20 protein-coding genes are annotated in these 21,539 nt (G+C 53.3%); 4 read left to right on the top strand and 16 right to left on the bottom strand.

What is annotated here, in order from left to right:
- Positions 1-19 precede the first annotated feature (19 nt).
- The 15 genes from rnhB to rpsB all read right to left on the bottom strand — a co-directional run bounded on the left by rnhB (position 20) and on the right by rpsB (position 14,971).
- A complete protein-coding gene (gene rnhB, locus EoCCA6_RS16255; protein WP_152083524.1) occupies positions 20-616 on the bottom strand; it encodes a ribonuclease HII in 597 nt (198 codons plus the stop codon).
- Positions 613-1,761, bottom strand: coding sequence for a lipid-A-disaccharide synthase (lpxB, locus tag EoCCA6_RS16250; RefSeq protein WP_152083523.1), 1,149 nt, complete (start codon positions 1,759-1,761; stop codon positions 613-615). The genes rnhB and lpxB overlap by 4 nt, the downstream gene beginning before the upstream one ends.
- Positions 1,761-2,549, bottom strand: coding sequence for an acyl-ACP--UDP-N-acetylglucosamine O-acyltransferase (gene lpxA, locus EoCCA6_RS16245; RefSeq protein ID WP_152083522.1), 789 nt, complete (start codon positions 2,547-2,549; stop codon positions 1,761-1,763). The genes lpxB and lpxA overlap by 1 nt, the downstream gene beginning before the upstream one ends.
- 3 nt (positions 2,550-2,552) lie before the next feature.
- Positions 2,553-3,008 (bottom strand): 3-hydroxyacyl-ACP dehydratase FabZ, encoded by a 456-nt coding sequence (fabZ, locus tag EoCCA6_RS16240; protein ID WP_007373234.1) that lies wholly within the window; start codon positions 3,006-3,008, stop codon positions 2,553-2,555.
- Between the two features lie 103 nt (positions 3,009-3,111).
- Entirely contained in the window at positions 3,112-4,137 is a 1,026-nt protein-coding gene (gene lpxD / locus EoCCA6_RS16235) for a UDP-3-O-(3-hydroxymyristoyl)glucosamine N-acyltransferase (protein ID WP_152083521.1), read from the bottom strand.
- Between the two features lie 3 nt (positions 4,138-4,140).
- Complete coding sequence (gene skp, locus EoCCA6_RS16230) at positions 4,141-4,635, bottom strand: molecular chaperone Skp (protein ID WP_042319211.1); 495 nt, start codon at positions 4,633-4,635, stop codon at positions 4,141-4,143.
- Between the two features lie 122 nt (positions 4,636-4,757).
- Entirely contained in the window at positions 4,758-7,169 is a 2,412-nt protein-coding gene (gene bamA, locus EoCCA6_RS16225) for an outer membrane protein assembly factor BamA (protein ID WP_152083520.1), read from the bottom strand.
- 31 nt (positions 7,170-7,200) lie between these two features.
- On the bottom strand, positions 7,201-8,553 hold the full coding sequence (gene rseP, locus EoCCA6_RS16220; RefSeq protein ID WP_152083519.1) for a sigma E protease regulator RseP: 1,353 nt from the start codon (positions 8,551-8,553) through the stop codon (positions 7,201-7,203).
- Between the two features lie 11 nt (positions 8,554-8,564).
- Positions 8,565-9,422 (bottom strand): phosphatidate cytidylyltransferase, encoded by an 858-nt coding sequence (gene cdsA / locus EoCCA6_RS16215; RefSeq protein WP_152083518.1) that lies wholly within the window; start codon positions 9,420-9,422, stop codon positions 8,565-8,567.
- A 12-nt stretch (positions 9,423-9,434) separates the two neighbouring features.
- Positions 9,435-10,193, bottom strand: a complete 759-nt coding sequence (gene ispU / locus EoCCA6_RS16210) for a (2E,6E)-farnesyl-diphosphate-specific ditrans,polycis-undecaprenyl-diphosphate synthase (RefSeq protein ID WP_152083517.1) — start codon at positions 10,191-10,193, stop codon at positions 9,435-9,437.
- Positions 10,194-10,379: 186 nt separating this feature from the next.
- Positions 10,380-11,579, bottom strand: coding sequence for a 1-deoxy-D-xylulose-5-phosphate reductoisomerase (gene ispC, locus EoCCA6_RS16205; RefSeq protein ID WP_152083516.1), 1,200 nt, complete (start codon positions 11,577-11,579; stop codon positions 10,380-10,382).
- Positions 11,580-11,675: 96 nt separating this feature from the next.
- The gene (frr, locus tag EoCCA6_RS16200; protein ID WP_152083515.1) at positions 11,676-12,233 is read right to left on the bottom strand and encodes a ribosome recycling factor; all 558 of its coding nucleotides are present in this window, start codon (positions 12,231-12,233) and stop codon (positions 11,676-11,678) included.
- Positions 12,234-12,400: 167 nt separating this feature from the next.
- Complete coding sequence (gene pyrH / locus EoCCA6_RS16195) at positions 12,401-13,126, bottom strand: UMP kinase (RefSeq protein ID WP_000224567.1); 726 nt, start codon at positions 13,124-13,126, stop codon at positions 12,401-12,403.
- 150 nt (positions 13,127-13,276) lie between these two features.
- A complete protein-coding gene (gene tsf / locus EoCCA6_RS16190) occupies positions 13,277-14,128 on the bottom strand; it encodes a translation elongation factor Ts (RefSeq protein WP_152083514.1) in 852 nt (283 codons plus the stop codon).
- Between the two features lie 117 nt (positions 14,129-14,245).
- Positions 14,246-14,971, bottom strand: a complete 726-nt coding sequence (gene rpsB / locus EoCCA6_RS16185) for a 30S ribosomal protein S2 (protein ID WP_003856207.1) — start codon at positions 14,969-14,971, stop codon at positions 14,246-14,248.
- A 321-nt stretch (positions 14,972-15,292) separates the two neighbouring features.
- On the opposite strand from rpsB, the gene map reads away from it, so the two are divergent.
- The 4 genes from map (at position 15,293) to EoCCA6_RS16165 (ending at position 20,181) form a co-directional block, all read left to right on the top strand.
- Positions 15,293-16,087 carry a type I methionyl aminopeptidase gene (gene map, locus EoCCA6_RS16180; protein ID WP_152083513.1) on the top strand — a complete coding sequence of 265 codons (795 nt, stop codon included), beginning with the start codon at positions 15,293-15,295 and terminating at the stop codon, positions 16,085-16,087.
- A gap of 62 nt (positions 16,088-16,149) precedes the next feature.
- Positions 16,150-18,825, top strand: a complete 2,676-nt coding sequence (glnD, locus tag EoCCA6_RS16175; RefSeq protein ID WP_152083512.1) for a bifunctional uridylyltransferase/uridylyl-removing protein GlnD — start codon at positions 16,150-16,152, stop codon at positions 18,823-18,825.
- Positions 18,826-18,855: 30 nt separating this feature from the next.
- Positions 18,856-19,680 carry a 2,3,4,5-tetrahydropyridine-2,6-dicarboxylate N-succinyltransferase gene (gene dapD, locus EoCCA6_RS16170; protein WP_152083511.1) on the top strand — a complete coding sequence of 275 codons (825 nt, stop codon included), beginning with the start codon at positions 18,856-18,858 and terminating at the stop codon, positions 19,678-19,680.
- A gap of 111 nt (positions 19,681-19,791) precedes the next feature.
- Positions 19,792-20,181 carry a DUF3461 family protein gene (locus EoCCA6_RS16165; RefSeq protein WP_008501916.1) on the top strand — a complete coding sequence of 130 codons (390 nt, stop codon included), beginning with the start codon at positions 19,792-19,794 and terminating at the stop codon, positions 20,179-20,181.
- A gap of 89 nt (positions 20,182-20,270) precedes the next feature.
- Here EoCCA6_RS16165 and cdaR read toward each other — a convergent pair whose 3' ends face one another.
- Complete coding sequence (gene cdaR / locus EoCCA6_RS16160) at positions 20,271-21,428, bottom strand: DNA-binding transcriptional regulator CdaR (protein WP_152083510.1); 1,158 nt, start codon at positions 21,426-21,428, stop codon at positions 20,271-20,273.
- Positions 21,429-21,539 lie beyond the last annotated feature (111 nt).

The following is a 21,539-nucleotide window of genomic DNA, read 5'->3' as shown; positions in this document are numbered from 1 at the left end:
TAATTGCTTGCGTATTGATTCAGGACACCCGTCCCAGCGCGCGTTTCACCGGGCCAAAACTGCGTCGGTGATGTTCGGTTGCGCCATGTTCAGCCAGCTTTTCCAGATGGAAAGCCGTTGGATATCCCTTGTGCTGGGCGAAACCATACGCAGGATAAGTGAGGTCCAACGCGGCCATTTCGGCATCGCGTGTCACTTTGGCAATGATTGATGCCGCACTGATTTCGGCAACCCGGCTATCACCTTTGACAACCGCCATAGAAGGCATGGGCAGTGCCGGACAGCGGTTGCCGTCGATCAAAACATACTCAGGCGCAATCTTCAAACCCGCCACAGCACGCTGCATCGCCAGCATGGTAGCATGCAGAATGTTCAACTCGTCAATTTCATGCGGCTCTGCACGCCCCAGACTCCAGGCCAGTGCCTTTTCTGTAATTTCGTCAAACAGCGCCAGTCGGCGCTTTTCAGACAGTTTTTTAGAATCATTCAAACCAATAATCGGACGAGCAGGATCGAGGATCACCGCGGCGGTCACCACAGCGCCGACCAGCGGACCACGCCCGACTTCATCCACTCCCGCCACGAGATGCGTGTGGGGATAAACAAATTCCATCATTTTGCTAGCTCCAGCACCGCGTCCGCCGCTTGCTCATCGGCATTACAGCGGATCTGCTGATGCAGTTCGCGGAAGGTATCATGCATCTGGTGGCTGGTTTTACCGTTTGCCAGCAGCGGCAACAACGCTTCGGCCAATGCCTGCGGCTGACACTCATCCTGCAGAAGCTCTTTCACCAGCTCACGCCCGGCAAGCAGGTTTGGCAGTGAAACGTAGTCCGTTTTTACCAGACGTTTTGCCAGCCAGAAGGTGAACGGCTTCATACGGTAACCGACCACCATCGGGCATTTCGCCAGCATGCACTCCAGCGCGGCCGTACCGGAGGCCAGCAGTGCGGCATCGCTCGCAACCATCGCCTCACGTCCCTTCCCGTCCAGCAGGTGGACATGGAGATCCGGTGCCACTTCCGCTTTGATGCGTTCAAACTGCTCGCGACGTTTGGCATTCACCAGCGGCACGACCACTTCGAGATCAGGGTAAGTCTGGCGAAGAATGTGCGCCGTTTTCAGGAAATCCGCACTGAGCATTTCGACTTCCGCACCACGACTGCCTGGCAGTAACGCCAGACAATGTGCATCATGGGGAATGCCCAGCACATCACGCGCCGCGTTTTTATCCGGGTCCAGTGGCATGGCATCCGCCATGGTATGACCGATAAAACGGCACGGAACATTGAATTTATCGTAAAACGCTTTTTCGAAAGGCAGGAAAGCCAGCACCAGATTGGTCGACCGTCCGATTTTGAAAACGCGTTTCTGTCGCCACGCCCAGACGGACGGACTGACGTAATGAATCGTTTTGATGCCCTGCTTTTTCAGATTCCCTTCAAGGGTAATATTGAAATCAGGCGCATCAATGCCGACAAAGACATCGGGTTTGAGTTCGGTAAAACGGCGGGTGAGATCGGCACGAATATGCAGCAAGCGACGCAGGCGACCTAACACCTCTACGATGCCCATCACGGCCAACTCTTCCATTTCATACCAGGCTTCACAGCCTTCGGCCTGCATCAACGGGCCAGCAACGCCGACAAAGCGGGCGTTGGGTACACGGGCCTTAAGCGCACGGATAAGACCTGCACCAAGAATATCGCCGGAGGTTTCTCCGGCGACCAGGGCTATCGTAAGCGGACGACTGTCGACCATTAACGAATCAGACCACGCGTTGAACGTTCAAAGAATTCCATGAACGCGTTCACCTCAGGGTGCTTATTCGCCAGCTCGGCAATTTCCGGCTTCGCCTCTTCCAGCGTTTTACCGCTACGGTACAGCAGTTTGTACGCGTTACGGATCGCTGTAATCGCTTCGCGGCTAAAGCCACGACGCTTGAGTCCTTCGATATTCACACCAAACGGCGTGGCATGGTTGCCCTGCGCAATCACAAACGGTGGGACATCCTGTGCCACACCGGAGCAGCCGCCGACCATCACGTGCGCACCAATGATGCAGAACTGATGAACCGCGGTCATGCCGCCAATAATTGCGAAATCATCAACCGATACGTGTCCCGCCAGCGTTGCGTTGTTGGCAAGAATACAGCGGCTACCGACGGTACAGTCATGCGCGATATGCGCATTAACCATAAACAGGTTGTCGCTCCCCACCTTTGTCAATCCACCGCCCTGTACTGTTCCACGATGAATGGTGACGCTTTCGCGAATGCGGTTACGATCGCCGATTTCCACACGGGTCGACTCACCAGCATATTTCAGATCCTGGTTTACTTCGCCGATGGAGGCGAACTGATAGATCTCGTTGTTGCAGCCAATGGTCGTGTGACCATTCACCACAACGTGAGATTTCAGCACTGTACCCTCACCAATTTCGACATTGGGTCCAACAATACAAAACGGGCCAATGTGAACGTTGGCACCAATGATGGCACCGGTTTCCACAATAGCGGTAGGATGAATAAAGGCGGATTTATCAATCACGTATCAGGCCTCCCGGCTACGAGCACACATCATTGTCGCTTCGCAAACAACTTTACCGTCAACCAGAGCAACACCTTTGAAGCGAGTCAGGCCGCGGCGCGTTTTTTCAAAAGTGACTTCCATGATCATCTGATCACCAGGTACGACCGGGCGCTTGAAACGCGCTTCATCGATACCCGCGAAGTAATACAGTTCACCCGGCTCCAGTTTACCCACGCTTTTAAACGCAAGAATACCGGTTGCCTGTGCCATCGCTTCCAGGATCAATACACCAGGGAAGATAGGCTTACCAGGGAAGTGTCCCTGGAAGAATGGCTCGTTAACGGAGACATTTTTCACTGCGCGCAGAAAACGACCTTCTTCAAAATCCAGCACACGGTCTACCAGCAAAAACGGGTAGCGGTGCGGCAGAAGCTCTAAAATCTCTTCAATATGCAGAGTATGAGTGTCAGTAGTCAAAATACTCTTCCTGTCAAATGTACTAAATAGCAATAATAACACGGCCTGCCGGTTTGTAAGAAAGCCGACAGGCCGGGAAAAATAGCGTTAAACGGATGAACGCTTAGTCTTGTTGATCGATCTTGCGCTCAATCGCTTTGAGTCGCTTGCTCATATCATCAATATTCATCACCAGAGCAGCTGTTTTACGCCATACCTTGTTCGGTTGCAGCGGGATACCAGAGGAATAGACGCCCGGCTCGGTGATAGGACGCATCACCATGCCCATTCCCGTTACCGTGACTTTGTCGCATATTTCCATATGGCCATTGATCACGCTGGCACCGCCAATCATGCAGTAACGGCCAATTTTCAGGCTGCCTGCCATGATAACGCCGCCCGCAACTGCGGTATTGTCGCCAATCACAACGTTATGTGCAATCTGGCACTGGTTATCGATGATAACACCATTACCAATAATGGTGTCGTCAAGCGCACCACGGTCGATAGTCGTACAGGCACCGATCTCAACGCGATCGCCGATGATCACGCGGCCAAGCTGGGGGATCTTAACCCAGTTTCCACGATCGTGCGCGTAACCAAACCCGTCAGAACCAATCACCGTGCTGGACTGCACGAGGCAATTTTCACCGATCTCAACGTCATGATAAACGGACACATTGGCCCACAAACGGGTTCCTGCGCCAATTTTTGTATTTTTCCCAACAAAGCAGCCAGGGCCAATCACCACGTTGTCACCCAGCGCTACGCCAGATTCAATAACGGCGTTTGCGCCAACTGCCACGTTGTTACCCAGCGTCGCCGTCGGATCGATTGCAGCACTGGCTGCAATGTTCTGCGCGGGCTGCGGCGTGGTATCAAGAATTTGGGCCATGCGTGCATACGTCAGGTAGGGATTTTTCACTACCAGTGCAGCGCTAGTGGCAAACGGAAGATCGTCCTGCGTCAGCACAACGGCAGACGCCTGGCATTGAGCCAGGTGTTCACGGTACTTAGGGCTTACCATGAAGGTAATGTTGCCAGCTTTAGCAGATTGCATGGACGCAACAGCGGTGATGACGATATCGCCATCACCGTGTAATTCTGCATCCAACTGCTGAGCTAAATCAGCCAGTCGAATTGAAGGCATTACTTATTTAACCTGTTTCAGAACATCAGCGGTGATGTCTTTAACATCGCTGCTGTTGAAAGCAACGGCGTTCGCATCAACAACCAGATCGATACTCTGATCGGCAGCGACTGCTTTAACAGCAGACTGAATGCGAGTGACCAGTTTACCGCGCTCTTCGTTAGAACGACGCTGACGATCCTGCTCGAAAGCCTGCGCTTTCTGGGAGAAGGTCTGGCGCTGAGCCATGACGTCTTTTTCCAGTTTGCTGCGCTCGCTCGCTTTCATCGTAGAACCATCACGCTGCAGACGCTGCATTTTAGTCTGGAGATCACCTTCCATACGCTGCAGTTCGCCAGCACGGCCTTTGAATTCGTTTTCCAGTGTCGCAGAAACACCGGTTTTCTGTGCAACCTGCTGGAACAAATTACCCATGTTGACGATTGCAATTTTGTCTGCTGCCTGAGCAGAAGTTGCCATCGCTAAACCGAGACCTGCAGCTAATAACCACTTTTTCACAATTAACTCCTTACCATCCCATTGGCACCCGAAAGTACCGTTCTTTGCGTGGCAAGGCGACCGTATTACCGATCGCCGGTTGTCAGCGCTACACTGCCAACGCATTCCATTGCAGCGGATTATTACCAGGTTTTACCAATGTTAAACTGGAACTGCTCCGCTTTGTCTCCATCGTATTTCTTAAACGGCTGGGCGTAAGAGAAGACCAACGGCCCCAGCGGTGACATCCATTGTAATGCGATACCTGCAGACATGCGAATATTGCCTGGATCGCTGTAGTCTGGAATATCGCTCGGCATACCTGTGGTGCTCCAGTTGGTATCCCACACCGTACCGGCATCCATAAAGAACGAGGTACGGACAGAGTTCGCATACTTGTCGCTGATAAACGGCGTAGGCGTGATGAACTCCAGGCTCGCCACGGCCATGGCGTTACCGCCTACAGCATCATCAGAGCTACATACTTGTTTTGGATCACGGCTTGCGCAGTTATCTTCGTCATTACCGCCGTAATAAACCGCTTTCGGACCAATGTTATTGGACTGGAAGCCACGAACGGTGCTGGAACCACCCGCATAGAAGTTCTCATAGAACGGCAACTCTTTGCTGCCAATCCCATCACCATAGCCCCAACGAGTACGACCCAGAACAACCCACTTATGGTCATCATCAATCGGGAAGTAGGACGCGGTATCCAGCGTCACCTTGTAGAACTCGTTATCGGAACCCGGAATGGTCACTTTACCGTTCAGGTTGACACGCGAACCTTCCGTCGGGAAGTAGCCACGGTCAAGGCGGTTATACGTCCAGCCGTAGTTGAAGGTGAAGTCATCCGCAGCGAAACCGTTGTTGTCGCTGGACGTGCTCGCAGACTGGCCGATTGAGTCCAGATAACGCCACATCGCCACCTGCGGTTGCATGTTGGACAGGTCGTTATGCACGTAACCCAGGCCCGCACGCAAGGTGTTGTATTCGTTAATCGGGAAGCCGAGCGTGCCATCTACACCGTAGCTCTTGTTGGTATAGGAGGACAGATCCGCGTCGTCTGCTTTAAAGTCGTTATAGAAGATACGACCGCCCAGGCTCACACCGTCAACGGTGAAGTATGGGTTAGTCACAGAGAACTCAGAATAGGTCTGGTAGTCGTTTTTCGTGCCGTTGATACCAACGGAGTAACCCGTACCCAGCCAGTTATCCTGCTGAACGCCCACCTGGAAGCTCACGCCACTTTCAGTACCGTAACCTATACCAAAGTTGAAGCTACCGGTATTACGCTCTTTCACTTTATAAACGACATCAACCTGATCCGGGCTGCCTGGTACACGCTGTGTATCGGTATCGACCGTTTCAAAGTAGCCCAGACGGTTCAGACGCTCTTTACCCTGGTCTACCAGGTCACTACCCAGCCACGCCCCTTCCATCTGACGCATTTCGCGGCGCAGAACGGAATCTTTAGAGGTATCGTTACCTTCGAAGCGAATCTTACGCACATAGAAACGGTTGCCCGCATCAACGTTAACGTGCAGCTTAACGGTTTTATCCGTATCGTTGATTTCCGGCTGAGTTTGTACACGCGGATACGCATAACCATAACGGCCGAGCAGCTTCTTAATGCTGTCTTCCATTTTGGTCACTTTAGAGCCGCTATAGAGATCGCCCGGCTGAATTTTTGTCAGCGATTCGATCTCAGCAGAGTGCCCCGCCAGATTTCCACTTACTTCAACACCCGAGAGCTTGTACTGATCGCCTTCAGTGATGTTAATCGTAATGTAGATCCCTTTCTTGTCCGGAGTCAGACTTACCTGGGTTGAATCGATATTAAAGCGAGCGTAACCGCGATCCAGATAGTAACTGCGCAGGGTTTCAAGGTCGCCTGCCAGCTTCTGCTTCTGATATTTGCGATCGCCGACAACGTTCCACCATGGCACTTCGTCACGAAGCTGGAAGGTTGAGATCAGTTCGTCGGTGCTGAACGCGTGGTTACCCACAATGTTGATCTGTTGGATCTTCGCAGAAACACCTTCCTGGAAGACCAGTTTCAGGTCAACACGGTTACGTGGCAGCGGCGTCACCACCGCTTTCACGCTGGCGCTGTATTTACCGACGCTGTAATAGAAGTCTTCCAGACCTTTTTCAATGTCTGAAAGGGTTGTGCGGTCCAGTGATTCCCCCACACGAACGCCAGAGGCTTCAAGATTCTGCTTGAGCATGTCATCTTTCACCGACTTGTTGCCGGAGAAAGTGATACTGGCGATCGTTGGACGTTCTTTTACCTGAACCAGCAACGTATCACCATCGCGCAGGACGCGGACGTCCTCAAAGTTGCCAGTGGCAAACAGAGCGCGGATGGTGTTACTGATATCATCATCATTGACCGTATCGCCAGGGCGCACAGGCATACTGAGGAGGGCCGCACCAACGGCGACACGCTGAAGGCCTTCGAAATGAATATCTTTCACTACGAACCCGTCAGCACCGTATACGGTGGCGCTGCTAAACAGCAGCGACGCTATGAGCAACTTTTTCATCGCCATCGTTATTATGCGTTCTTCCTAACTAACTCTCTTACAACCGAGAGAAATCATTGAAAAGTGCAAGCCCCATTAACAGCACCAGCAAAATCGAGCCGATGCGATAACTAAAGTCTTGAACTCGCTCGGATACCGGTCCGCCTTTTAGCTTTTCAATCGCTAAAAACAGCAGATGGCCCCCGTCTAATACGGGAAGCGGGAACAGGTTGATTATCCCCAGGTTCACGCTAATCAGCGCGAGGAACATGAGATAGTAAATCACCCCGAATTCCGCTGACATCCCAGCCCCCTGAGCAATCGAGATAGGCCCACTGAGGTTGTTCAGTTTCACATCACCGGTTATCAATTTCCCCAACATGTTGACCGTTAGCTTCATCAGTTGCCATGTTTTATCCGTGGCTTCAAGGATGGCGCTAAACGGCCCATACTGGCGTATTGTCTTGTACTCATCAGGCAGAGGGATCACTTTCGGCACTACACCTGCAAACCCTTCCGCCTTGCCGCTGCCCGATTTGGTATCCGGTATCAGCGTCAGCGAGAGCGGGCTCCCCTGCCGTTCCACTTCCAGCGCGAGTGACGTACCCGGATTATCGCGCACCAGAGTAACAAAGGTCATCCACTGTGTTAATGGCTGACCATCGACTTTAACGATCCTGTCGCCTGCTTGCAAACCTGCTTTGCTCGCCGCCGAATTTGCCTGTACTTCGGCGAGCACCGGTTCGATCTGCGCACCGCGCGGTCGAATCCCCAGTGCAGAAACAGGGTCCTCTTTGTCAGGCTCGAAACTCCAGTGACGTAAATCCAGCACTTTTTCCTGCCGCTGGTCAGATCCAAACGGCGACACGCTGACAGTCGTCTGCTCATCGCCGATTTTAGCGACCAGTTGCAATCGCACGGCATCCCAATCAGGGGTTTCGATACCATCAATCGCTTTAAGTTCCATTCCCGGTGTAATTTGCGCACTTGCCGCGATGGAGTCAGGGGTAATTTCACCCACAACCGGGCGTACGCCAGGCACGCCGATGATAAACACCAGCCAGTAGGCAAAGATAGCGAAAATGAAATTGGCTACCGGGCCGGCAGCAATGATAGCAGCACGTTGTCCAACCGTTTTGTTGTTAAACGCACTGTGTCGGAGTTCCGGGGCGACTGGCTCGACGCGCTCATCGAGCATTTTGACATAGCCGCCCAGCGGTATCAGGGCAATGACAAACTCGGTGCCATGCTTGTCGGTGCGCGTCCAGAGCGACTTACCAAAACCGATGGAAAATCGCTCCACCCGCACACCGCAACGCCGGGCAACCCAGAAATGGCCAAATTCATGCACGGTAATCAGTACACCCAGTGCAACAATGAACGCCGCCAGATTCCAGAGAATGCTCAGCATAAAACCTTCCGTTAAATCGTCCCGAATACCAGTAAAAGCAGACAAGCAAACACTGGAACAGCCGCTGTCAGGCTGTCAATGCGATCCAGTATTCCGCCGTGCCCTGGAATAAGGTGACCACTGTCTTTAATCCCTGCTTCACGCTTAAACATACTCTCGGTTAAATCACCCAGTACCGATGCCAGCGCAGCGAAAATCGAGCATACCAGCAGCGTTGACGGAGCAACCTCAAGATTCGCCCAGACGCCATAGCCCCAGGAGATGATCGCCGCCGTAAACAGGCCACCAATGAACCCTTGCCAGGTTTTGCCCGGAGAAACCTTCGGTGCCAGTTTATGTTTGCCGAACAGTTTACCAAACATATAGGCCCCTGAGTCAGCCCCCCAGACGAGAATCATCACATAAAGCAGCCATAACGCACCGCTGTAATGGTTATCGTCGTAGTGCCAGGCGCGTAGCGCGAGCATACCCCAGAAAAAAGGAACAATTGTGAGCAGGCCAAAAATAAGGCGCAACACTTTTGAATTACGCCATATCGCCGCAGAACCTGGATAAAAAAGCACCAGCAAAAGCGCGACAACCCACCAGACCAGCGAGATCCATAAGGAGCCTGCAACCAACGGCTGGTGAATATCATGGTGATATTCAGGCAAGGTAAACAGCATCAGGGCCAGTAAAAAGCCACAGAGTACCGCCAGCCATACCCGCTGTGTGCGCGACGTAAAGCCGCTAAGCTGTCCCCATTCCCACGCGGCAAGCATACACACCACCAGCGTAACGATAGCAAATCCCACCGGGGGCAGTAAAAACAGCGCCGCTATGACAATGGGTATTAATACAAAAGCGGAAATCAGGCGATACTTCAGCAAAAGCTACCCCCATCAGGCGTTGTCGCCACCTGGCTCGGTGCCGCCGAAACGACGCTCTCGATTGGCAAAGGCATGCAGCGCACCTTCAAAGTCTTGTTCATCAAAATCGGGCCAAAGAACATCAGTAAAGTAAAGTTCGGCGTAGGCGATTTGCCAAAGCAAAAAGTTACTTATGCGGTGTTCTCCCCCTGTCCTAATTACCAAATCCACAGGTGCCAGTTCATTCATGCAGATTTGCTGACTCAGCGCCTCTTCATCAATCTGGTCGGGTCTCAACAGCCCTTCCTGAACCTGTTCGGCCAGATGCCGAACGCCCTGGATAATATCCCAGCGTCCGCCGTAATTCGCCGCGATATTGAGCGTCAGACCGGTGTTGTTTTCCGTCAGCGCTTCTGCTTTACGAATTCGTTCCTGCAAACGTGAGTTAAAACGACTGGTTTCGCCAATAATACGCAGGCGGACATTGTGGCGGTGCAGGCTTTTTACTTCGCTGTCGAGCGCCCACACAAACAGTTCCATCAGCGCCGTCACTTCCTGCGCAGGTCGATTCCAGTTTTCACTGCTAAAAGCATAGAGCGTTAACGCATCAATGCCGTTATTGGCGGCAAAAGAAACAGCGCGGCGCACAGATTTCGCCCCAGCTTTATGCCCAAAGGCTCGTATCTTCCCTTGTCTTTTCGCCCAGCGGCCATTGCCATCCATGATGATTGCTACATGGCGACAGCCATGTGCTGGCAAGTTTTCGCTCATTGGTTGATTCGCAGACAACATAACGCGTTTTTAGTCCCTGAAAAGGATGTAACGGTACTCAGGAATACTGAAGCCTATACATAAAAAAGCCGTGTCAAACCACGGCTTACCTGACCACACAAAGTCAAATACCTGCGATCAGGTGGCGCAGACTATATCACTGAAGCCCAACGCTAACAAATAGCACGACCACTAGTGCTTGCTTTATCACCAGCTTGCGAGACGTGTCACCTGTTTCCGCGCAACAATGCGTGCCTCTTTATCCACCGCCAGCACCTCTTCCACACTTTGTGGTTCACGCAAATCCATCATCTCCAGCACCGACAGATTCAGCGCAGCGATGTCGGTGAAGCGGATCTGCTGTTGAAGAAATGCCTCAACGGTAATTTCATTGGCCGCATTGAGTGCCGTCGTCGCCGCTTGCCCCTGATCAAAGGCCGTCATCGCAAGTTTCAGGCACGGATAACGGTCGTAGTCAGGTTCGCTAAAGGTCAGTGAACTCAGCTTGCAAAAATCGAGCGGTTTCACGCCGGATTTTACGCGATTCGGCCACGCCATGGCGTGCGCGATTGGCGTGCGCATATCCGGTTCGCCCAGTTGTGCAAGCACGCTGCCATCCTGATAGCGCACCATAGAGTGAATCACCGATTGCGGGTGGATCAGCACTTCCATCTGTTTCGCTGACGCATTAAACAGCCAGCGCGCTTCAATGTATTCCAGACCTTTGTTCATCATGGTGGCTGAATCGACGGAGATCTTACGCCCCATCGACCAGTTCGGGTGACGGCACGCCTGATCCGGCGTCATTGCGCTCAGTTCAGACAGTGGCGTTTCACGGAACGGGCCACCAGACCCGGTAAGCAGAATCGACACGACGCCATTCTGCTCCAGGTCAGCGTACCCCAGGTTCTGTTGAAAAGGTTGCGGTAAACTCTGAAAAATCGCGTTATGTTCGCTATCTACCGGCAAAAGACGCGCTCCGCGCTGTTTGACCGCGTCCATGAACAGGCGTCCGCAGGTCACCAGAGACTCTTTATTCGCCAGTAATACCGTTTTACCGGCATCAATAGCAGCAAGCGTCGGCAGAAGCCCTGCGGCTCCGACGATGGCCGCCATCACCTGATCCACTTCAGCCAGTGCCGCCATGTCACAGGCCGCCTGCTGCCCGCTCATTACCTCGGTGCGGCAGCCCTTCTCCTGCAGCAACGCTTTCACCTGGCGAGCACTCACTTCATCATCCATCACCGCAAAGCGAGGCGTAAACTCCAGACATTGCTCAACCATGCGCTGCACGTTCTTTCCGGCCACGAGAGCAGTCACGGTGTAGCTGTCAGGATTATGGCGAACCACGTCGAGGGTGCTGCAACCGATCGAGCCGGTTGAGCCAAGGAGTGTTAAATGCTTCATGAGATGCCCGGAAAAAGTTAGACCCGATAAAAGCAAAACGCCGCCAGTAAGACATCATGTCCTTCTGAACGGCGTTTTATCAGTGTACGACAGAAATCAGAACTGCATCAGTTCCGCTTCTTTCTCTGCCAGCGCCGCGTCAATTTTCTTGATCGCAGCGTCAGTCATTTTCTGTACGTCGTCCTGAGAACGACGGTCATCATCTTCACTGATCTCTTTTTCTTTCAGCAGGGCTTTTACTTTATCGTTCGCATCACGACGCACGTTACGCACGGAAACGCGACCCTGCTCAGCTTCACCACGCACCACTTTGATGAGATCTTTACGACGCTCTTCGGTCAGCGGAGGCAGCGGAACGCGGATGTCAGCACCCGCAGAGCTTGGGTTCAGACCCAGGTCAGACGCCATGATCGCTTTTTCAACGGCCGGGCTCATGGAGCGATCGAATACGTTGATTTTCAGCGTGCGGGTATCTTCGACAGTCACGCTCGCCAGCTGACGCAGAGGTGTTGGCGTACCGTAGTATTCCACGATGATGCCATCCAGCAGGCTTGGAGAAGCACGGCCAGTACGGATTTTGCTGATTTGGTTTTTGAACGCTTCTACGCATTTTTCCATGCGTACTTCAGCATCTTTTCTGATGTCGTTAATCACGTTACGAATCCTTGAAAACTTGTCTCAGGCAGACTATCCGCCAGCACAGCGCTACAGGTGTGCTAAGTATAGTCGCGTTTAATTCATGACAACGCCAAAGGCGCGTCCGGGTAAGATACCACTACAAAATAAAGCGGAATCTTACCTGTATTTATCGCCGACGGAAATTATTCCGTGATCAAAGTGCCTTCTTTTTCGCCCATAACGACGCGACGCAGCGCACCAGGCTTGTTCATGTTGAAGACACGGATCGGCAGTTTGTGGTCACGAGCCAGCGTGAAGGCGGCAAGATCCATCACTTTCAGCTCTTTATCCAGCACTTCGCTATAGGTCAGCTGATCGTACATGGTCGCAGAAGGATCTTTTGCCGGATCGGCCGTAAACACGCCGTCGACTTTGGTCGCTTTCAGCACCACGTCGGCTTCGATTTCGATACCGCGCAGGCAGGCAGCGGAATCGGTGGTAAAGAACGGGTTACCCGTACCGGCGGAGAGGATCACCACGCGGTTGTTGCGCAGCAGGCTGATGGCCTCTGCCCAGCTGTAGTTATCGCATACGCCATTCAGAGGAATAGCGGACATCAGGCGAGCGTTGACATAGGCACGATGCAGCGCATCACGCATGGCCAGGCCATTCATTACGGTTGCCAGCATACCCATGTGGTCGCCCACAACGCGGTTCATCCCCGCTTTCGCCAGACCAGCACCACGGAAAAGGTTGCCACCGCCAATGACCACGCCAACCTGGATACCCAGTTCGACCAGTTCTTTGATTTCCTGTGCCATGCGGTCAAGGATGCTTGCGTCAATACCGAAGCCTTCCGTTCCCTGCAGCGCTTCGCCACTCAGCTTAAGCAGAATGCGTTTGTACACGGGTTTTGCATTGGTAGCCATGTTTCTTTCCTGAGACTGTCAACGATTAAGATGGGGGTTAATTCTGGCGACATGATATGTCGCAAATCAGCACAGCGATACTGGAGCCTGTCTGATTTCGTCTGATGGGTGACAAAAAGAAGCCGCCCTCAGGCGGCTCCTTTTCACTCATTAAGACTGCTTGGACATTGCAGCAACTTCAGCTGCGAAGTCAGTCTCAACTTTCTCGATGCCTTCGCCCACTTCGAAGCGGATGAAGCCAGTGACGTCAGCGTTATGCTCTTTCAGCAGCTGAGCAACAGACTTGCTTGGGTCCATAACGAAAGGCTGGCCAGTCAGAGAAACTTCGCCGGTGAATTTCTTCATGCGGCCTTCAACCATTTTCTCTGCGATTTCTTTAGGCTTACCAGACTGCATCGCGATGTCCAGCTGAACCTGGTACTCTTTCTCTACCACTTCAGCAGACACGTCTTCTGGCTTAACGAATTCTGGCTTGCTTGCAGCGATGTGCATTGCCAGTTGTTTAACCAGCTCTTCGTCAGCGCCTTTAGCCGCAACCAGAACACCGATACGCGCGCCGTGCTGGTAAGAGCCCAGAACGTCACCTTCCAGAGAAGATACGCGACGGATGTTGATGTTCTCACCGATTTTAGCAACCAGCGCAACACGTTCTTCTTCGAACTGTGCTTTCAGAACTTCAACGTCAGTGATTTTGCCCGCAACAGCGGCGTCCAGAACTTTGTTCGCAAATGCCTGGAAACCAGCATCTTTAGCAACGAAGTCAGTCTGGCAGTTAACTTCCAGAATGATGCCGTAGTTGCCGTTGATCTTGGTGATGATCACGCCGTCAGCAGCAACGTTGCCTGCTTTCTTAGCTGCTTTGATCGCACCGGATTTACGCATGTTTTCGATTGCCAGCTCGATGTCGCCGTTCGCTTCAGTCAGCGCTTTTTTGCAATCCATCATGCCTGCGCCAGTACGCTCACGCAGCTCTTTTACCAGGGATGCGGTAATTTCAGCCATTCTTAAATCCTCGGGAGATGTGAACTGCCCGGCCAGAAGCCAAACAGTATAAATTGAAAAAAGGGGCCGATAATGGGCCCCTATTCATACACGGTACTAATAAGGGGTAATACCTTATTATTCAGCTTCTACGAAACTTTCTTCCGCCTGAGAAGCCAGATCCTGGGAACGGCCTTCACGAACGGTAGCAGCTACAGCGCTCAGGTACAGGCTAACAGCACGGATTGCGTCGTCGTTACCCGGGATAACGAAGTCAACACCGTCCGGATCGGAGTTGGTATCAACGATAGCGAATACCGGGATACCCAGGTTGTTAGCTTCTTTGATAGCGATGTGCTCGTGGTCTGCATCGATAACGAACAGCGCGTCTGGCAGGCCGCCCATATCTTTGATACCGCCCAGGCTGTTTTCCAGCTTGTCCAGTTCACGAGTGCGCATCAGCGCTTCTTTCTTAGTCAGCTTGTCGAAAGTACCGTCCTGAGACTGGGTTTCCAGATCTTTCAGGCGCTTGATGGACTGACGAACAGTTTTCCAGTTGGTCAGCATGCCGCCCAACCAGCGATGGTTCACGAAGAACTGGTCGCAGCTGTTAGCAGCATCTTTCACAGCTTCGCTTGCAGCGCGCTTAGTACCAACGAACAGAATCTTACCTTTACGGGAAGAGATCTTGTTCAGCTCAGCCAGGGCTTCGTTGAACATTGGTACAGTTTTCTCAAGGTTGATGATGTGAACTTTGTTACGCGCGCCGAAGATGAAAGGCTTCATTTTCGGGTTCCAGTAACGGGTCTGGTGACCAAAGTGAACACCAGCCTTGAGCATGTCGCGCATGGAAACAGTTGCCATGTTTAAAACCTCTATAGTAAAAGTTGGGGTTATGCCTCCACGTATCCCATATTACCGACCCCAAAGGGCACCCCGGAATATGTGCCGATACGTGTGTGTTGTTACACAAAGTGAGATTTGTCGCTCCCGTCCAGCCTGTGTATTCGAGATGGATCGGAAGTCCGGCGCGCTTTATACCACAAAACACGGCCAGAAACCAATAATTGTTGGCGGTGTGTGCTGTTAATGATTCTCAATTTGGCACGGGGTGCGCCAGACTGATACCATTGACGATACTTAGACTAGTATTGTCGAAAAAATCGACACTGATGGACAGATTACATGGCTATCTCTATTAAGACCCCTGAAGAAATTGAAAAGATGCGCGTCGCCGGTCGTCTGGCCGCTGAAGTGCTGGAAATGATCGAACCGTTTGTGAAACCGGGCGTCAGCACCGGTGAACTGGATCGCATCTGTAACGACTATATCGTGAAAGAGCAGCACGCGGTTTCCGCCTGCCTCGGCTATCACGGCTTCCCGAAATCCGTCTGCATCTCCATTAATGAAGTGGTGTGTCACGGTATTCCGGACGACGAAAAACTGCTGAAAGATGGCGACATCGTCAACATCGACGTCACCGTCATTAAAGATGACTACCACGGTGACACCTCAAAGATGTTCATCGTCGGCAAGCCAACTATCCTGGGCGAGCGTCTGTGCAAGGTGACGCAAGAGAGCCTTTATCTGGCGCTGAAAATGGTCAAACCGGGCATCCGTCTGCGTACCCTCGGCGCGGCGATTCAGAAATTCGTTGAAGCGGAAGGTTTCTCCGTGGTGCGTGAATACTGCGGTCACGGCATTGGCCGCGTCTTCCACGAAGAACCGCAGGTTCTGCACTACGATGCGGATGACGGTGGCGTGGTGCTGCAAAAAGGCATGACCTTCACCATCGAACCAATGGTGAACGCAGGTGATTACCGTATCCGCACCATGAAAGATGGCTGGACGGTGAAAACCAAAGACCGGAGCTTGTCTGCACAGTACGAGCATACTATTGTGGTAACAGACAACGGCTGCGAAATTATGACGTTGCGCAAGGATGACACCATCCCGGCGATACTGACGAACATTGAGTGATAAAAAGCCGGCGAATGCCGGCTTTTTTAATGGCGATAGCTTTTTCTTATGGGTGGCGCACGATGAGTAATCTTTTACCCGAACAGTATGCTAACACAGCCCTTCCCACCCTCCCCGATCAGCCCGACAACCCAGGCGTCTGGCCACCACATGAACTGACCTGCGCCCACATCAAAGCGCATATGGATATCTTCCAGCGCTGGCTGGGTAGCGCCTTTGATGCCGGTATTTCCGCTGAGCAGTTGATCGAAGCACGTACAGAATTTATCGACCAGCTCCTGCAGCGTCTGTGGATTGATTACGGATTCGGGCAGATTGGCGACATCGCGCTGGTCGCCGTCGGGGGCTATGGTCGCGGCGAGCTTCATCCCCTTTCCGACATCGATCTGCTGATTTTAAGCCGCAAAAAGCTGCCGGACGAACAAGCACAAAAGATTGGCGAACTGCTGACGCTGCTGTGGGACGTGAAGCTGGAAGTCGGCCACAGCGTGCGCACCCTGGAAGAGTGCCTGCTGGAAGGGTTATCTGACCTGACCGTTGCCACCAACCTCATTGAAACCCGCCTGCTGATTGGCGACGTGGCCCTGTTCCTTGAACTGCAAAAACATATCTTCAGCGACGGCTTCTGGCCGTCAGAAAAATTCTTCGCCGCAAAGGTTGAGGAGCAAAATCAGCGCCATCAGCGCTATCACGGCACCAGCTATAACCTTGAGCCGGATATCAAAAGCAGCCCCGGCGGCCTGCGCGACATCCACACCTTACAGTGGGTCGCCCGCCGCCACTTCGGCGCGACATCGCTCGATGAGATGGTCGGGTTTGGCTTCTTAACTGAGGCCGAACGCAACGAGCTAAACGAGTGTCTGCACCTGCTGTGGCGTATCCGGTTTGCCCTTCATCTGGAAGTCACGCGCTACGATAACCGCCTGCTGTTTGATCGCCAGCTCAGCGTGGCCCAGCGCCTCAACTATAGCGGTGAAGGCAACGAGCCGGTCGAGCACATGATGAAGGATTTCTTCCGTGTCACTCGTCGCGTCACCGAGCTGAACCAGATGCTGCTGCAACTGTTCGACGAAGCGATTCTGGCGCTGACGGCAGACGAAAAGCCGCGCCCCATTGATGACGAATTCCAGCTGCGCGGTACGCTTATCGACCTGCGCGACGAAACATTATTTATCCGCGAGCCGGAAGCGATCCTGCGGATGTTTTACACTATGGTTCGCAACAGCACGATCACCGGGATCTACTCCACCACCCTGCGCCATCTGCGCCATGCCCGCCGCCATCTGAAGCAGCCGCTATGCTATATCCCGGAAGCACGTTCTCTGTTTCTGAGCATGCTGCGCCATCCGGGAGCCGTCAGTCGTGGGCTGCTGCCCATGCACCGCCACAGCGTACTGTGGGCCTATATGCCGCAGTGGTCGCATATCGTCGGGCAGATGCAGTTCGATCTTTTCCACGCCTACACGGTAGATGAACACACGATCCGCGTCATGCTCAAGCTGGAAAGTTTTGCGAAAGAAGAGACGCGATCCCGCCATCCGCTGTGCGTGGAGCTGTGGCCGCGCCTGGCTCGCCCTGAGCTGATCCTGATTGCCGCCCTGTTCCACGACATCGCCAAAGGCCGCGGTGGCGACCACTCGGTGCTGGGTGCCCAGGACGTGCTGAAATTTGCCGAGCTGCACGGGCTGAACTCGCGTGAAACGCAGCTGGTCGCCTGGCTGGTACGCCATCACCTGCTGATGTCAGTGACTGCACAGCGTCGTGATATTCAGGACCCGGAGGTGATCAAGCAGTTCGCCGAAGCGGTGCAAACGGAGAACCGCCTGCGCTACCTGGTGTGTCTGACGGTGGCCGATATCTGCGCCACCAACGAAACGCTGTGGAATAGCTGGAAGCAAAGCCTGCTGCGTGAACTCTACTTCGCAACGGAAAAACAGCTACGTCGCGGGATGCAGAACACCCCGGACATGCGCGAACGCGTGCGCCACCACCAGTTGCAGGCACTGGCACTGCTGCGGATGGATAATATTGATGAAGAGGCACTGCACCAGATTTGGGCGCGCTGTCGTGCTAACTACTTTGTGCGCCACAGCCCAAACCAGCTCGCCTGGCATGCACGGCATTTGCTCCAGCACGATCTGTCAAAGCCGATGATCCTGCTCAGCCCGCAGGCCACGCGCGGTGGGACGGAGATTTTCATCTGGAGCCCGGATCGGCCCTATCTGTTTGCTGCGGTGTGCGCCGAGCTGGACAGGCGTAACCTGAGCGTTCATGACGCGCAAATTTTCACCACCCGCGACGGCATGGCAATGGATACTTTTATTGTGCTGGAACCGGATGGCAGCCCGCTGTCGTCGGATCGCCATGAAGGGATACGCTTCGGTCTGGAACAGGCCATTACCCAGCGCAGCTGGCAGCCACCGCAGCCGCGCCGTCAACCGGCGAAATTGCGACACTTTACCGTCGATACTGAGGTCAATTTCCTGCCGACCCACACCGATCGTAAATCGTTCCTTGAGCTTATCGCACTTGACCAGCCAGGGCTGCTCGCCCGCGTCGGCCAGGTTTTTGCCGATCTGGGAATTTCGCTACACGGTGCCCGAATTACAACCATTGGCGAGCGAGTAGAAGATTTATTTATAATCGCGACCGCCGACCGGCGTGCCCTTAATAATGACCTGCAACTTGAGGTGCAACAACGGTTGACAGCAGCCCTCAATCCAAACGATAAAGGGTGACGTGTTTTTTTGAAATGGAAAGAGTAAACAATGCAGCAGTTACAGAACGTTATTGAGTCCGCTTTTGAGCGTCGCGCCGAAATCACTCCGGCAAATGTGGATACCGTTACCCGTGAAGCCGTTAACCAGGTGATTTCTCTGCTGGATTCCGGCGCACTGCGTGTCGCAGAAAAAATTGACGGCCAGTGGGTGACTCATCAATGGCTGAAGAAAGCCGTGCTGCTCTCTTTCCGTATCAACGATAACCAGGTTATCGACGGAGCAGAAAGCCGCTACTTTGATAAAGTGCCAATGAAATTTGCAGACTACGACGACGCGCGTTTCCAGAAAGAAGGCTTCCGCGTGGTTCCCCCTGCGGCAGTGCGTCAGGGCGCATTCATCGCACGCAACACTGTGCTGATGCCATCTTACGTGAACATCGGTGCGTATGTAGACGAAGGTACCATGGTGGATACCTGGGCGACCGTCGGCTCTTGCGCGCAGATTGGTAAAAACGTCCACCTCTCCGGCGGCGTTGGCATCGGTGGCGTACTGGAACCACTGCAGGCTAACCCAACCATCATCGAAGATAACTGCTTCATCGGCGCACGCTCCGAAGTGGTTGAAGGCGTGATCGTTGAAGAAGGTTCCGTGATTTCCATGGGCGTTTACATCGGCCAGAGCACCCGTATCTACGATCGAGAAACCGGTGAAGTGCATTACGGTCGCGTACCGGCGGGTTCCGTTGTGGTTTCCGGCAACCTGCCGTCTAAAGATGGCAAATACAGCCTGTACTGTGCGGTCATCGTGAAGAAAGTCGATGCGAAAACCCGCGGCAAAGTGGGCATCAACGAGTTGCTGCGCACCATCGATTAATCGGGTATAACAAAAAGCGGGGGCAACCCCGCTTTTTTTGTATCTGAGGGTGGCGAAAATAGATTTTTTCGTTAATTATTCAAAGGTTATGTTGAGATCAAGGGTACCGCTATGTACGATAATCTGAAAAGTCTGGGCATTACCAATCCTGATGAGATTGATCGTTACAGCCTCCGTCAGGAAGCCAATAACGATATTTTGAAAATCTATTTTCACAAGGACAAAGGAGAATTTTTCGCCAAGAGCGTGAAGTTTAAATACCCGCGCCAGCGTAAGACCGTCGTTGCTGACGGTGTCGGTCAGGGATACAAAGAAGTACAGGAAATCAGCCCTAACCTGCGCTATGTGATCGATGAACTCGATCAGATCTGCCAGCGCGATCGTACCGAAGTCGATCTCAAACGTAAGATCCTTGATGACTTGCGTCATCTGGAAAGCGTTGTTACCAACAAGATCAGCGAAATTGAAGCGGATCTTGAGAAATTGACGCGTAACAAATGAGCCGTTTTATTGCCCGGTGGCGCTTCGCTTACCGGGCCTACGAACGCATGTAGGCCGGGTAAGGCGAAGCCGCCACCCGGCAAACAGCATCATCTCTGTTCATCCAGCTGCAACGCCACATACAGCAGTAGCCGGTCGTCAAAATTCCCTAAATCCAGCCCCGTCAGTTCCGAGATCCGGTTAAGCCGATATTCCAGCGTATTACGGTGGATAAACAGCGCCTTAGACGTCGCCAGCGGCTGCACGTTATGGCGGAACCACGCCTGCAACGTGCGGCGCAGCAGTCCGTTATTATCCATCGCTTTCAGGCGCACGAGCGGACGCGCCAGCTCGTTAGCCTGCCAGCCGCCGCGCAGGCTGTCGAGCAGTACCGGCAGCATCAGATCCTGATAGAAATAGCTGCGACTCTCCGGCATACGCTGTTTGCCCACCATCATGGTGGTACGTGCCGTGCGCCAGGAACGGGCAATACTGCCCGGTCCGGTAAAGTAATTTCCCAGCGCAACGCGAAAACGGAGCTGGCCGTTCTCTTTCATGCGGGAAATCAGTTGCTCCACACGCCGACGGTGATCTTCCGCATCCCAGCGGCCGAACGCGTTCAGCGCGGGTTTGAGCACCACCATTTCCGTCAGAGAAACTATCGCCACCAGGTTGTCGCGTTCCGGCGTCGCCAGCGCATTTTGCAGTTGCTGGAGCTCTGCCATCGCGCTGTCCACTCCCAGCTGACCGCTATCCACCTCAATCACGGCCACCACGCGAGGCTGATTCAGGTCGATCCCCAGCCGCTGCGCCCACTCGCTCAGGGCAGGTGTATGCTCTTCTGCCTGAATCAGGTTCATGACCAGCTCTTCACGAAGACGACTGTCCTGCGCCAGCAGGTGCATCAGGCGCGACTGCTCCAGCATCATTTCTGCCGTCATGCACACCAGTTCACCGTATTTACGCAGCGATTCCGGCTCCCCGGTCAGGCCGATCACGCCGACAATTTCACCGTCGAGTCGGAGCGGTAAGTTAATGCCCTGCCGTACACCGTGAAGATGTTTTGCGACCGCATCATCAATGTCCACCACGCGTCCCTGGGAAAGCACCAGCAGCGCACCTTCGTGCAATTCCCCAATGCGTTCCCGATCGCCGCTACCGATAATGCGCCCGCGGGCATCCATTACGTTGATATTGGTATCGATGATGCGCATGGTACGCGCCACGATATCCTGCGCCATTTTGGTATCAAGATGCCAGCCAGCCATGTAACCCTCCTGTGAGCAGAGCTCAAGCATAGGAGAGTTCCATTACGGTCGCATTGTGCAGATGCACAAAGTCAGGGGGATAAATATGGACTTGTGGAAAGGGTCACAGAA

The sequence above is a fragment of the Enterobacter oligotrophicus genome (assembly GCF_009176645.1).
Lineage (GTDB): Bacteria > Pseudomonadota > Gammaproteobacteria > Enterobacterales > Enterobacteriaceae > Enterobacter > Enterobacter oligotrophicus.
This window is presented reverse-complemented; position numbering and strand designations above follow the sequence as displayed.

Excerpts from the sequence above, each read along its gene's own strand:
- rnhB (WP_152083524.1), bottom strand. The coding sequence starts at position 616 with ATGATGGAATTTGTTTATCCCCACACGCATCTCGTGGCGGGAGTGGAT.
- lpxB (WP_152083523.1), bottom strand. The coding sequence starts at position 1,761 with ATGGTCGACAGTCGTCCGCTTACGATAGCCCTGGTCGCCGGAGAAACC.
- lpxD (WP_152083521.1), bottom strand. The coding sequence starts at position 4,137 with ATGCCTTCAATTCGACTGGCTGATTTAGCTCAGCAGTTGGATGCAGAA.
- bamA (WP_152083520.1), bottom strand. The coding sequence starts at position 7,169 with ATGGCGATGAAAAAGTTGCTCATAGCGTCGCTGCTGTTTAGCAGCGCC.
- rseP (WP_152083519.1), bottom strand. The coding sequence starts at position 8,553 with ATGCTGAGCATTCTCTGGAATCTGGCGGCGTTCATTGTTGCACTGGGT.
- ispU (WP_152083517.1), bottom strand. The coding sequence starts at position 10,193 with ATGTTGTCTGCGAATCAACCAATGAGCGAAAACTTGCCAGCACATGGC.
- ispC (WP_152083516.1), bottom strand. The coding sequence starts at position 11,579 with ATGAAGCATTTAACACTCCTTGGCTCAACCGGCTCGATCGGTTGCAGC.
- pyrH (WP_000224567.1), bottom strand. The coding sequence starts at position 13,126 with ATGGCTACCAATGCAAAACCCGTGTACAAACGCATTCTGCTTAAGCTG.
- tsf (WP_152083514.1), bottom strand. The coding sequence starts at position 14,128 with ATGGCTGAAATTACCGCATCCCTGGTAAAAGAGCTGCGTGAGCGTACT.
- rpsB (WP_003856207.1), bottom strand. The coding sequence starts at position 14,971 with ATGGCAACTGTTTCCATGCGCGACATGCTCAAGGCTGGTGTTCACTTT.
- map (WP_152083513.1), top strand. The coding sequence starts at position 15,293 with ATGGCTATCTCTATTAAGACCCCTGAAGAAATTGAAAAGATGCGCGTC.
- glnD (WP_152083512.1), top strand. The coding sequence starts at position 16,150 with ATGAGTAATCTTTTACCCGAACAGTATGCTAACACAGCCCTTCCCACC.
- dapD (WP_152083511.1), top strand. The coding sequence starts at position 18,856 with ATGCAGCAGTTACAGAACGTTATTGAGTCCGCTTTTGAGCGTCGCGCC.
- EoCCA6_RS16165 (WP_008501916.1), top strand. The coding sequence starts at position 19,792 with ATGTACGATAATCTGAAAAGTCTGGGCATTACCAATCCTGATGAGATT.
- cdaR (WP_152083510.1), bottom strand. The coding sequence starts at position 21,428 with ATGGCTGGCTGGCATCTTGATACCAAAATGGCGCAGGATATCGTGGCG.